Source organism: Streptomyces sp. MB09-02B (assembly GCF_033794485.1).
Taxonomy (GTDB): Bacteria; Actinomycetota; Actinomycetes; order Streptomycetales; family Streptomycetaceae; genus Streptomyces.
In genome coordinates this window covers 1-11336 of sequence record NZ_JARGEE010000298.1, presented here as the reverse complement: position 1 = coordinate 11336, position 11336 = coordinate 1, and the positions used below count along the sequence as shown (strand labels likewise).

Genomic DNA, 11336 nt, shown 5'->3' with positions numbered 1-11336 from the left:
GTTTGGTGCCTAGCTCGACGAGCATCAACAATTTAGCTTCGTCTCGCTGTAACTATCTGCTGTTTTCTGATTTGACGACGCAGAACGGGGCTTCGGGGTTTCCCGCTGTCCCGGGGGTCCGGAGAGGGGGCAGGAGGGGCAGCTTCGCGGACAAGGGCACGGTGAGCCCGGAAGACGGACGGCGGCCGACGCCCGGCCGACGAGACACCGGCGAACGAGAGACCGGCCGGAACGCACCGCCGTGGTGGCGGGCGTTCTGGCCGGTCTCCTATACGTCTGTCTGCGGGTGCGGGGCGGTCCGGCCGTCGTGGGCCAGGCCCCCCGTCGCCACCGGTGCCGATGACCGCCCGGTGGCCGCGGAGAGGTGCGGGGCGGCGCGGCTGCTACGCGTCGCCCTCGTCGTCCTTGGGCTTCTCGGCCTCGTCGACGTCCTCGGCCAGGCCGAGCTGCTCGACGAGCCACTTGTCGAACTCGATGGCGGCGCGCACCCAGCTGACCGTCGACGAGACGAAGTGCTCCAGGCTGACGCCGGTGCCGATCAGCAGCTGGGCCTCGCCGATGAGGCGGACCGTGCCGTCGTCGTGCGTGTGGCTGTAGACCTTGGGCCACAGGGTGCGGCGGTTCCAGTCGTCGATGGTCTCCAGCAGGGCCGGCTTCTCGTCGATCTGGTGCGGGCGGTCGTAGAACGTGCGCACCGAGAAGACCTGCTGGTCACCCTCGCCACGGAACATGAAGTACGTACGGAATTCCTCCCACGGCGCCGCGAGGTCACCCTCGTCGTCGACGACGTACTTCAGCTCCATCTGGTCCAGGAGCTGCTTCACGAGGTCCTGATCCGGGACCACGGGGCCGGGCGGCGGGCCGGGCTGCGGCTCGGGCTGGCCCCCGAAGTTCGGAATCGAGGACGGGTCGATGCTCACCGTGATTTTCCCTTCGTACGGATTCCGCCATCCTCCCCCATGCGGGGGCGGGAGTGGCAACCCCCGCCCCGCGTGGTTCGTCGCCCTTGGCCGGATCCGGGAAGGGATTCAGCTACGAGCGTGGACGGGAACCTTTCGAGTACCCCCGGTCACGGGTTCTTCTCCATCGACGGGGAGGACGACGGGGAGGTCGTGCCGTCCGTTCCGGAGGCGGTCGGCCCGAGCGTCGCCGGTCCCACGATCAGGCCCTCTCCCTCGCCGAACGTGTCCACGCGGACCGTGTCGCCGTCCTTGATCTCGCCGGAGAGGATCTCCTTCGCGAGGCGGTCGCCGATGGCGGTCTGGACGAGGCGGCGCAGGGGGCGGGCGCCGTAGGCCGGATCGTTGCCCTCGTCCGCCAGCCAGGCCAGGGCCTCGGGGGTGATCTCCAGGGTGAGGCGGCGCTCGGCGAGGCGCTTGGCGAGGCGGTCGATCTGAAGCTTGGCGATGCGCTCCAGCTCCTCCTTGTTCAGCGCGGAGAAGACGACCAGGTCGTCCAGGCGGTTGAGGAACTCGGGCTTGAAGGAGGCCCGGACCACCTCCAGGACCTGCTGCTTCTTCTCCGCCTCGGTGGTGACGGGGTCGACCAGGTACTGGCTGCCCAGGTTCGAGGTGAGGATCAGGATGGTGTTGCGGAAGTCGACCGTGCGGCCCTGGCCGTCGGTGAGCCGGCCGTCGTCGAGGACCTGGAGGAGGATGTCGAAGACCTCCGGGTGGGCCTTCTCCACCTCGTCGAGCAGGACCACGGAGTACGGGCGCCTGCGGACGGCCTCCGTCAGCTGGCCGCCCTCCTCGTAGCCGATGTAGCCGGGGGGCGCGCCGACCAGCCGGGCCACGCTGTGCTTCTCGCTGTACTCCGACATGTCGATGCGGATCATGGCCCGCTCGTCGTCGAAGAGGAAGTCGGCGAGGGCCTTCGCCAGCTCCGTCTTGCCGACGCCCGTGGGGCCCAGGAAGACGAAGGAGCCGGTCGGGCGGTCCGGGTCGGCGATACCGGCCCGGCTGCGGCGTACGGCGTCGGACACCGCCCGTACGGCCTCGGTCTGGCCGATGAGGCGGCGGCCCAGCTCGTCCTCCATGCGGAGCAGCTTCTGGGTCTCACCCTCCAGCAGGCGGCCGGCCGGGATGCCGGTCCAGGAGGCGACGACGTCGGCGATGTCGTCGGAGCCGACCTCGTCCTTGACCATGGTGTTCTTGGCGTTCTTGGACGCGGCGGCCTCCTCCTCCGCCTCGGAGGCCTCCTCCAGCGCCCGCTCCAGCGTGGGGATCTCGCCGTAGAGGAGCTTGGAGGCGGTGTCGAAGTCGCCGTCGCGCTGGGCGCGTTCGGCCTGACCGCGCAGGTCGTCGAGCTTCTCCTTCAGCTCACCGACGGCGTTGAGGGACTGCTTCTCCTTCTCCCAGCGGGCGGTGAGGCCGCGCAGCTCCTCCTCCTTGTCGGCGAGGTCGCGGCGCAGACGCTCCAGACGCTCGCGGGAGGCGACGTCGGTCTCCTTGTCGAGCGCCATCTCCTCCATGCGCAGCCGGTCCACGGACCGCTGCAGCTCGTCGATCTCGACGGGCGAGGAGTCGATCTCCATCCGGAGCCGCGAGGCGGACTCGTCGACGAGGTCGATGGCCTTGTCGGGGAGGAAGCGGGAGGTGATGTAGCGGTCGGAGAGGGTGGCGGCGGCGACCAGCGCCGCGTCCGCGATGACGACCTTGTGGTGAGCCTCGTAGCGGCCCTTGAGTCCGCGCAGGATGGCGATGGTGTCCTCGACGGTCGGCTCGGCGACCAGCACCTGCTGGAAGCGGCGCTCCAGCGCCGGGTCCTTCTCGATGCGCTCGCGGTACTCGTCGAGGGTGGTGGCGCCGACCATGCGCAGTTCGCCGCGGGCCAGCATCGGCTTGAGCATGTTGCCGGCGTCCATGGCGGAGTCGCCGCCGGCGCCCGCGCCGACGACCGTGTGCAGCTCGTCGATGAAGGTGATGATCTGCCCGTCGGAGTCCTTGATCTCGGCGAGGACGGTCTTCAGCCGCTCCTCGAACTCGCCCCGGTACTTCGCCCCGGCGACCATGGCGCCGAGGTCGAGCGAGACGAGCCGCTTGTTCTTCAGGGACTCGGGGACGTCGCCCTTGACGATCCGCTGGGCGAGCCCCTCGACGACGGCGGTCTTGCCGACGCCGGGCTCACCGATGAGGACGGGGTTGTTCTTGGTCCGGCGAGAGAGCACCTGCACGACCCGCCGGATCTCCTGGTCCCGGCCGATGACGGGATCGAGCTTGCCCTCCCGCGCGGCGGCGGTGAAGTCGGTCCCGAACTTCTCCAGGGCCTTGTACTGGCCCTCCGGATCGGCGGTCGTCACCCGGCGTCCTCCCCTTGCCTTCTGGAACGCCTCCTGCAACTTCCTGGCGTTCGCCCCCTGCCGGGAGAGTACGTCCCCGGCCTGGCCGCCCTTCTCCGCGACCCCGATCAGGAGGTGCTCGGTGGAGACGTACTCGTCGCCCAGCTCCTTGGCCTTGGCCTGGGCCTCGGCGACGACGCTCAGCAGCTCACGGTTGGGCTGGGGCGGCGAGACGGTGGAGCCGGTCACGCTGGGCAGACCGGCCAGGATCTTCTCGGCGCCCGCGCGCACGGCCGCCTGATCGGCGTCCACGGCGGCGAGCAGGTCCGTGATGTTCTCGTTGTCCTGGCCCTGCAGCAGAGCCAGCAGCAGGTGGGCGGGGGTGAAGTCGGGGTGTCCCTCGGACACGGCCCGGTTGCTGGCCGCGTTGATCGCGTCCCGGCTCCTGTTGGTCAGCTCGGCGTCCACGTTCGCGTTTCCCTCCTTGCGTCAGCCGTCAGCCACGGTGACGTGAGCAACGTACATAAAGTTGAGTCTATTCCACTCAAGGTGGCGCTGGGAGGGGTTCCCCCGGACTCGCCGCCGGGTCGGCCGCTACATTCCAGACCGTGAGCATCTATCGAGTGGACCTGGATGACCCGGACGCCGCCTACCTCGCCTTCTGGCAGGAGCGCCACCTCTGCACACTGACCACCCTCCGCGCCGACGGCAGCCCCCATGTGGTGCCGGTCGGAGTGACATACGAACCCGGGGCCCGTCTCGCTCGGGTGATCACCCGTACGGGGAGCGCGAAGGCGCGGCATGTGCGCGCCGCGGGCGCCGAGGGGGCCCGGGTCGCGGTGTGCCAACTGGAGGGGGCGCGCTGGGCCACGCTGGAGGGGCTCGCCCGGGTGCACGAGGACCGGGAGCGGGTCGCGGAGGCCGAGCGGCGGTACGCGGAGCGGTACGGCAGGGAGCCGCGGCCCAATCCGGAGCGCGTGGTGATCGAGATCGAGCTGACACGGGCGCTGGGACGAGGCTGACCCACGGGTGCGACCGGGCGCGGCCCGCGCGCCGACGGTGACCGTCCGCTTCCGGTTGACCTTTTTTCGGACAGATGAGCGGGCGGACACGGGGGCGCCGACATCGGGGGCCATCCCGAAATGTCGCCGTAAACCTGCAGCGGCGTCACCGTGTTCAGGTCACGGTGACGCCGCTGCTGGGGGGAAGCGCCTGAGCGATGTGAAACGACGGGGGATCGCTTCAGGCACTGCGGGGGGTGGCTGAGACGGCCGTGGAGGCCGGGGTCTCCGGCTCGGCGAGCCGGTGGTCGCGCTGGTCGAGATTGACGAAGACCATCCCGTACCGAACGGCACACCGTACTGGCTGTGGCGCGCCGCGCGGTCGCCGCAGACATCGGTACGCCCGGATGTCCTCGTCCTCGTCCCGGGTCACCACCACCGGTTCGCCGAACACGGTCACCATCAACGAGTCACCGCTGTGGGGGATGGCGGTGGCCAGGTCGATGAAGTGCCAGCCGGAGCGATAGGCGGTGGCCATCTCGCGCCGGAAGGAACGGTCGTCAGGCGGAGTGGTCACATCAGCTCCCTGCTCCGTCGTCGGCCGGGGGCACCGGCCAAGTCGTGTCTGCGGCCCGCGCCAGTGCCGTCGACTCCACCACCGCCGGCCAACTGGTGTCCGCGCGAATGTCACCCTTCGTTTCGGAGAGACCGCTCAGCGCTCCGAAAACGACAACGGTGGAGAAGGCGGCGACAAGCACCGAGCGAAGCATTCTCTTGCGCATAGTCGGCTTCGTCCTCACTTGAAGGTCCCTCTTCCCCCGTCGAGTACGACGATGGCTCATTCGGGCACGTCATGGCCACATAATCGATGCATCATGTTCCTGCATGTTCAGGACCCTGGGGGGTGGAGATTTGGTGGAAAATCGGGTTGAAGCGATACATCCCCACACGGTGGCTGATCTGTGCGACGAGGGAGCACGTCTCTACGCACACGCACTGCGGACGGGACGCATCGCACGCGAGGAGGTGGAGTCCGCCCCCTGCCTCATGGAGTTCCCCCTGCTCCATCCCGACCCTGATGACGCGAACTGGCTTCGTCCCGTTCCCCCTTCGGTCGCACTGGCCCAGCGACTCAACCCGATAGAGCGCGAGATCGCCGAACAGCGGCGCCGGTCGATCGAGCTCAGCGACGCCTTCGAACCCTTTATGGCACTCAGCGCCCAGGTGTCGGCCCCGACGCACGCGATCAGAGTGCTGGAAGGCGGCGAGCAGATCCAGGCGGCTCTGAACCTGGCCACCGCCGAGTGCCAGATCGAGGTGCTGACGGTCCAGCCGAGCAACCGCATATCGGAGCGCAACCTGCTCCAAGGGCTTGAACGTGACAGACCGTTGATCGAACGTGGTGTGCGGATCCGCACCCTTTATCAACACACGGCCCGGCACAACCCGGAGAAGCTGGCCTACGTGGCGCGGCTGTCCGACGGCAAGGTGGAATACCGCACCATCGACGAGTTGGTCGAGCGCCTCATCATCTGCGACGACACCGTGGCCTTCATCCCCACCCGCGACGACCAGCAGGTCGCCCTGGAACTCAGACATCCCGGCCTCGTGCGCTACCTGGTCAAGGTCTTCGAGTTCATGTGGGGCCGCGCTGTCCCCCTGACCGCCGGCGCCCCGTACGAAACGGCCCCCGACGGCATCACGGACATCCAGCACTCCATCGCCAAGCTCCTCGTCGAAGGCCACGTGGACGAGGCCATAGCACGACGCCTGGGCATGAACGTCCGCACCTGCCGCGCCCACATAGCCAAACTGGCGACGGCACTGGGCAGCGGCAGCAGGGCCCAACTCGGCTATCTGATCGCGCAGTCGGGGATCCTGGAGCAGGGGCAGAGCCACTGACGGGCGAGGGAGGCGAGTACAGGTGACCGGCGAGGTCCACGGGCATCGGGTCGACGAACTGTGCGCAGCCGGCCTTGAGTTGTACGCGCGAGCGCTGCGGGACGGGCGGGTGCGCGGCGAGGAAGTGACAGCGGCGCCCTGTCTGGTCCCGGCCGGGCTGCTGCACCCGGCGATGGAGGACCCGTCCTGGCTGGAGCCGGCGGCCCCGACGACCGCCCTGCACAGACTGCTGCGCGACATCGAGGACAGGGTTGCTGAGGAACGCCGCCGTGAGGAGCGGTTGGCGACAGCCTTCGAGCCGCTGCTGCGGATCGCGGAGCGCCAAACCGACCCGGCGGGTGACAGCCCCCCTGCGATCACCGTGCTCAGCAGCAAGGAACGGATCAACACCGCCATCACCGAGGCCATGGCAGGAGCCACGCAGGAACTCCTCTGCATCCAGCCGCACACCAACTACCACGGGCAACCCGCCCCGCACGTCGTCGCCTTCGAGCGTGACCAGTCACTGCTGGACCGGGGTGCCCGTATCCGCACCCTCTACCCGCACACGCTCCGCCACGCCCCCATGGCCATGGCCCGCTACGAACAATTACGGGGCGACGTCGAGGCCCGCACCCTCGACGAGGTCACCGACCGCCTCATCCTCATCGATCGTTCGGTGGCCTTCATCCCCGCCAGCAGCGACCTGACCATGGCTCTGGAGATCCGTCATCCCGCGCTGATCGCCTTCTGCGCCACCACGTTCGACCGCCTCTGGCACCTGGCCACGCCCATGTACCCCGAGACCGTCCAACTGCCCGTGATCGACGGCATCACCCCGCGTCAACGTGCCATCGCCCGCCTCTTGGTGCAGGGCCACACCGACACGTCCATCGCCGACCGGCTGGGGCTCAACGTCCGTACCGCTCGCCTCCACATCGCCAAGCTCGCCGCCCAGCTCGGGAGTGAGAGCCGGGCTCAGCTGGGCTATCTCATCGGACGGTCGGGGATTCTGGAGCAGGAGCCGTAGAAGCCGTAGGGGCTGTGGAGGCCGCAGGGGCTGTGGTGGCCGGGGCCGGCAGGGCCGGGACGTCGTCCGGGGAGGAGCGAGGCGGCCCGTCCAGGCCCGCCTCGGCGATGCGGACGCCCAGTTGCGTGCGGCTGGCCGCGCCGAGGCGTTCGGAGAGGCGGGCGATGTGGGCGCGGCAGGTGCGGACGCTGATGCCGAGCCGCTCCGCGACCACCGCGTCCTGGTGGCCCTCCGCCAGCAGCGCCGCGATGGACCGTTCCCGGTGGGTGATGCCGGCGACGCCGGTCGACGGGAGGGACGCGGCGAGCGGGACGCCGAGGCGCCACAGGCGTTCGAAGACGGTGACCAGGTACTCCACCAGCGCGGGGTGGCGGATCTCCAGGGCCATGGTGCGGTCGGAGTTCGCGGGGATGAAGGCGACCGTGCGGTCGAAGACGATGAGGCGTTCCACGACCTCGTCCAGGGTGCGGGCCTCCGCCGACTCCCCCATCAGCTCCATGTAGTTGTGCAGGCCCTGCCCGTGCCGGGCCACATGCGTGTACAGGTCCCGCATCCGCACACCCCGCCGGCACATCGCCAGCGCCCGGTGCAGCCCCTCGCGCAGCTCGTCCTCGCGCCGGATGCCGCCGGGTTGCACGGTCAGCACCTCGGTCGTACAGCGGTCGGTGGCCTCGTCGATCGCCGCCCGGATCCGGGACAGCCCGTCGAGCACCCGGATCGCCGTGCTCTCCGCGGACTGCCGGGCCCGGGAGCCGCCGAGGCCCGCGTACCACTCGACGGCGTCCACCGCCGCGCCCATCCGGGCCTGACTGGCGCTGACCTCGGCGTGGACACCGCGCAGCAGCCGGGTCATGACCTCCTGCGGCGAGGTGGGCACCAGCCAGCCCATGTCGTCGGGGTCGGGGTGCAGCAGGGCGAGTTCGAGCAGACAGGGCACGGGGTCGGCGTCCGCGCGCGGGACCCGGCCACGTCGTACGGCTCTGGAGTACACCCGGTCCCCGGCCGCGCAGAGCCGGTCGGCACCGTGCGGATGCTCCTCGGTCGCGTGCCCGGCCATCACCCAATTCACCCCCGGTTCCAGCCCTTCGCAGCGCAACTATGCGCGGCCCGCACCGGCTCCGCAACACGGCTGCACCGCATTTATGCACCAGTAACACACCCTATGGACCTCTATCTTCACCCCTCAGGCAGTCCGCTCTACAGCAAGCTGAAGGTAGCGACAGCATGTACGTTCCGTGCAGAGTGAGTGAACTCATTGAAATCGATCACGCTATGCCCATAATTCGCGCGCGAATATCCTCGTGCGGGGACTCACGCGTGGCATGAGGCACCTCAGAACAACCCGCCGGGCACGCTCCTCTGCTCCCCCTCGACGAGGTTCTTCGGTTCGCCATGAAGCGGGGAGGCAATGTTGTTACGTGTGGTGATAATCGGGCGCGTGCCGCTGGACCGGGCCGGGGTCAAGCGCGTCCTGGAAGAGGAGACGGGGATCCGGGTCGTGGGCGAGGGAAGCGCGAACGAGTCGTCGCACCTCGCGCGGACGGCCCGTCCGGACCTGCTCGTCACACTCCACGACGGCCCGGACGACGCGCTCGGCGATCTGGGCCCGACCACCCCCGGCCTGCCGAGAATCGTCCTGGTGAACCGTCTTTCGGAGCAGGCGACCCGGCTGCTGCTGCACTACGGCGTCAACGGGATCCTGCTCCGCGACGGCTCCGTCACCCACCTCGGCTGGGCCGTGCGGGCCGCCGCGGCGGGCGGCCTCGCCCTCGCACCCACTGCGGCCGCTTTCGTGAGGGAGCAGTTCACACAGCCCGACCGGCTGAGTGAGGAAACGTCTGCCGCACAGAATTTGATATCCACGCTCAGTCCACGCGAGCAGGAAATCCTTGAATTCCTAAAACAAGGTCTGCCGAATGCAGACGTGGCCGATTCCCTGGCCATCAGCGGACACACCGTGAAGGACCATGTGCGCGCCATCTATACGAAATTCGGGGTGGACAACCGTGTGCTGGCCGCGCGGATCGCCTGGCAGGCGGGCGTCGGCAGATCCACCGAGGCCACCGGGCGACCGGTCGGGCGCCCCGGCCCGATCACGGGCACGGTCAGTGGTCCCAGCAGCGGCTTCCGGCCGAGCGGTGCGCTGATTCCCCACCCGCATTGACAGCAGGGGCTCAGGGGTGCCGATCGGCACCCCTGAGCCCCTGTCCCTGTACCCCTGAAACCCCGAGCGGCGGGGTCAGTCGTTGCGCGGGCGCCACACAGAGCCCGTCGTCGCCGCCGTGCGGGCGCCCCACCACGCCATCACCGCGGCGCAGAGCAGTCCCGCGCCGCCCACCGCCGACAGCGCGGACAGCCGACTCGCCGAGTCGGCCATGAGCGGCGTGGTCACGAACCAGGTCACGGCGACCGCCGCGCACACCGCGAAGACGACGGGCACCAACAAGGACCACACGGAGACGGCGTAGTACACCCGGCTGTCCCCGGTCAGTACAGAGACCGGCCCCAACTCCCGCCCGGCCCGTACGAACTGGGCGACGGACCCGATACCGGCCACCACCACGATGACCAGCACCCCGCAAACGGACAGCAGTTCGAGCCATTGCTGTGCCGCGATGCCCTCACCGCTGCCCCCGAGCGTTCCGGTCACGGCGAAGACGGTCACCGTCGTCGCCATCGCCAGGTGCTCGTTGGCGGCCCGGTGCACCCCTGCCGTCGACAGCTCCCGTCCGTCGTCGGCGAGCACCATCAGGATCGGGTCCTCGGTCGTCCGCACCGCCTCGGCGACGTCCCCTGTCGCGGCGTACAGCCTCACTCCCACAGACCGCTCCAGTTCCACGACCTGCGCGAGGCCGGGATGCTGGGTAGTACGCAGTTCGGTGGCCGACTCCGGGCAGGGGAGATCGAGCCCGCGCCACACCGCGCAGGGGGCCACGAGGTCCGTCCGGCCTTTGCGCGGGTCCTGCCGCACGGCGAGGACCCCGGTCCCCGAGCCCAACGCCCGCTCGAAGGCGGCTGTATCGGCCGACCTCGTGTCGGCGCTCGGCCGGCCCCGCCAGGACCCGGCCCGGCGTCCGATCGGCGCTCTGCGCACCCACCTCGAATACCTCGACTCCGAGTCGCTGGAGGCCGGGCTGCCGGCGCTGCTGCGCGACCTCCAGCAGGCGTGCATGGCCTCGGCGGAGGCGGTCGCCGAGAAGTTCTTCCCGTACCAGGGGCGCCGTCGAATGGGCCCAGGAAGGCGCGTGAGCACGATGAACCTGCCCGCAACGGCCGCGACGGCCGCGACGGCTCCTCGGCCGACCCGGCGCCTGCGCATCCGGCACACCACCCGCGTCGCGTACGCCCAGCCCGCGGCCTCCTCCCACAACGAGGTCCGCATGACGCCGCTGACGCTGCCCGGCCAGACCACGCCGGACGCCCGGGTCCTGGTCAACCCCTCCACGCCGACCTGGTCGTACTGGGACTACTGGGGCACCCAGGTCACCGGTTTCGACCTCATCGAGCCGCACTCCGACCTGACGATCACGGCGACCAGCCTGGTGGAGACGTCCCCGCCCGAGCCGCTCCCGGAGGCGCCGGACCGGGCGGAGATCCGCCGGGCGACCGCCGACTCCCGCCTCCTGGAGTACCTGACGGCGACGGGCCGTACGACGCTGCCGCAGGATCTGGTGGACCGGGCCCGGGAGGCGTCGGAGGGTCTGTCCGCGCACGGGACGGCGGTCGCGGTCTCTTCCCTGGTCGCGGACCGCGTGGCGTACGTGCCGGGCGCGACCGGTGTGCACACGAGTGCCGCCGAGGCGTGGGACCAGGGGGCCGGCGTCTGCCAGGACATCGCCCACCTCACCCTCGGCATGCTCCGCGCCCTCGGCCTGCCCGCCCGCTATGTCTCCGGCTACCTCCACCCGGATCGCGAGGCCGAACTCCACCGCCCCGTCGCAGGCCAGAGCCACGCCTGGGTCGAGTACTGGGCGGGCGACTGGACCGGCTACGACCCCACCAACCGCGTCCCCGCCGACGAGTCCCACGTGGTCGTGGGCCGGGGCCGCGACTACGACGACGTGACACCCCACAAGGGCATCTACCGGGGGGTGGCGGGAGGACCGCCGGAGGTGACGATCGAGTTCACGCGGGTGGCGTGAGG

10 protein-coding genes are annotated in these 11336 nt (G+C 69.9%); 5 read left to right on the top strand and 5 right to left on the bottom strand.

Annotated elements, in window-relative coordinates; genetic code table 11:
* Positions 1–383: 383 nt before the first annotated feature.
* Positions 384–920: a YbjN domain-containing protein gene (locus P1P70_RS31510; protein WP_239756280.1), complete on the bottom strand. Its 537-nt coding sequence runs from the start codon at positions 918–920 to the stop codon at positions 384–386.
* 149 nt (positions 921–1069) lie between these two features.
* On the bottom strand, positions 1070–3748 hold the full coding sequence (gene clpB, locus P1P70_RS31505) for an ATP-dependent chaperone ClpB (RefSeq protein ID WP_319243830.1): 2679 nt from the start codon (positions 3746–3748) through the stop codon (positions 1070–1072).
* Between the two features lie 140 nt (positions 3749–3888).
* Here clpB and P1P70_RS31500 point away from each other — a divergent pair, with 140 nt between their 5' ends.
* Positions 3889–4302: a pyridoxamine 5'-phosphate oxidase family protein gene (locus P1P70_RS31500; protein ID WP_319243828.1), complete on the top strand. Its 414-nt coding sequence runs from the start codon at positions 3889–3891 to the stop codon at positions 4300–4302.
* A 220-nt stretch (positions 4303–4522) separates the two neighbouring features.
* Here the strand turns inward: P1P70_RS31500 and P1P70_RS31495 are convergent, their stop codons facing one another.
* Positions 4523–4858: a hypothetical protein gene (locus P1P70_RS31495; protein ID WP_037702762.1), complete on the bottom strand. Its 336-nt coding sequence runs from the start codon at positions 4856–4858 to the stop codon at positions 4523–4525.
* Between the two features lie 308 nt (positions 4859–5166).
* Here P1P70_RS31495 and P1P70_RS31490 point away from each other — a divergent pair, with 308 nt between their 5' ends.
* Entirely contained in the window at positions 5167–6183 is a 1017-nt protein-coding gene (locus tag P1P70_RS31490) for a helix-turn-helix transcriptional regulator (RefSeq protein ID WP_319243826.1), read from the top strand.
* Between the two features lie 22 nt (positions 6184–6205).
* The gene (locus tag P1P70_RS31485; protein ID WP_319243824.1) at positions 6206–7192 is read left to right on the top strand and encodes a helix-turn-helix transcriptional regulator; all 987 of its coding nucleotides are present in this window, start codon (positions 6206–6208) and stop codon (positions 7190–7192) included.
* Here the strand turns inward: P1P70_RS31485 and P1P70_RS31480 are convergent.
* Positions 7155–8249, bottom strand: coding sequence for a helix-turn-helix transcriptional regulator (locus P1P70_RS31480; protein WP_319243822.1), 1095 nt, complete (start codon positions 8247–8249; stop codon positions 7155–7157). The two genes, P1P70_RS31485 and P1P70_RS31480, sit on opposite strands and share 38 nt — an antisense overlap.
* Positions 8250–8630: 381 nt before the next feature.
* Here P1P70_RS31480 and P1P70_RS31475 point away from each other — a divergent pair, with 381 nt between their 5' ends.
* The gene (locus P1P70_RS31475) at positions 8631–9356 is read left to right on the top strand and encodes a response regulator transcription factor (protein ID WP_319243820.1); all 726 of its coding nucleotides are present in this window, start codon (positions 8631–8633) and stop codon (positions 9354–9356) included.
* 75 nt (positions 9357–9431) lie between these two features.
* On the opposite strand, the gene P1P70_RS31470 is transcribed toward P1P70_RS31475, so the two are convergent.
* On the bottom strand, positions 9432–10163 hold the full coding sequence (locus P1P70_RS31470) for a hypothetical protein (RefSeq protein ID WP_319243819.1): 732 nt from the start codon (positions 10161–10163) through the stop codon (positions 9432–9434).
* A 283-nt stretch (positions 10164–10446) separates the two neighbouring features.
* Between P1P70_RS31470 and P1P70_RS31465 the strand changes: the two genes are divergently transcribed.
* Positions 10447–11334, top strand: coding sequence for a transglutaminase family protein (locus P1P70_RS31465; protein ID WP_319243833.1), 888 nt, complete (start codon positions 10447–10449; stop codon positions 11332–11334).
* Positions 11335–11336 lie beyond the last annotated feature (2 nt).

Coding starts and splice junctions, on each gene's coding strand:
- P1P70_RS31490 (WP_319243826.1), top strand. CDS start 5,167: ATGTTCAGGACCCTGGGGGGTGGAGATTTGGTGGAAAATCGGGTTGAA.
- P1P70_RS31480 (WP_319243822.1), bottom strand. CDS start 8,249: ATGGCCGGGCACGCGACCGAGGAGCATCCGCACGGTGCCGACCGGCTC.
- P1P70_RS31465 (WP_319243833.1), top strand. CDS start 10,447: ATGAACCTGCCCGCAACGGCCGCGACGGCCGCGACGGCTCCTCGGCCG.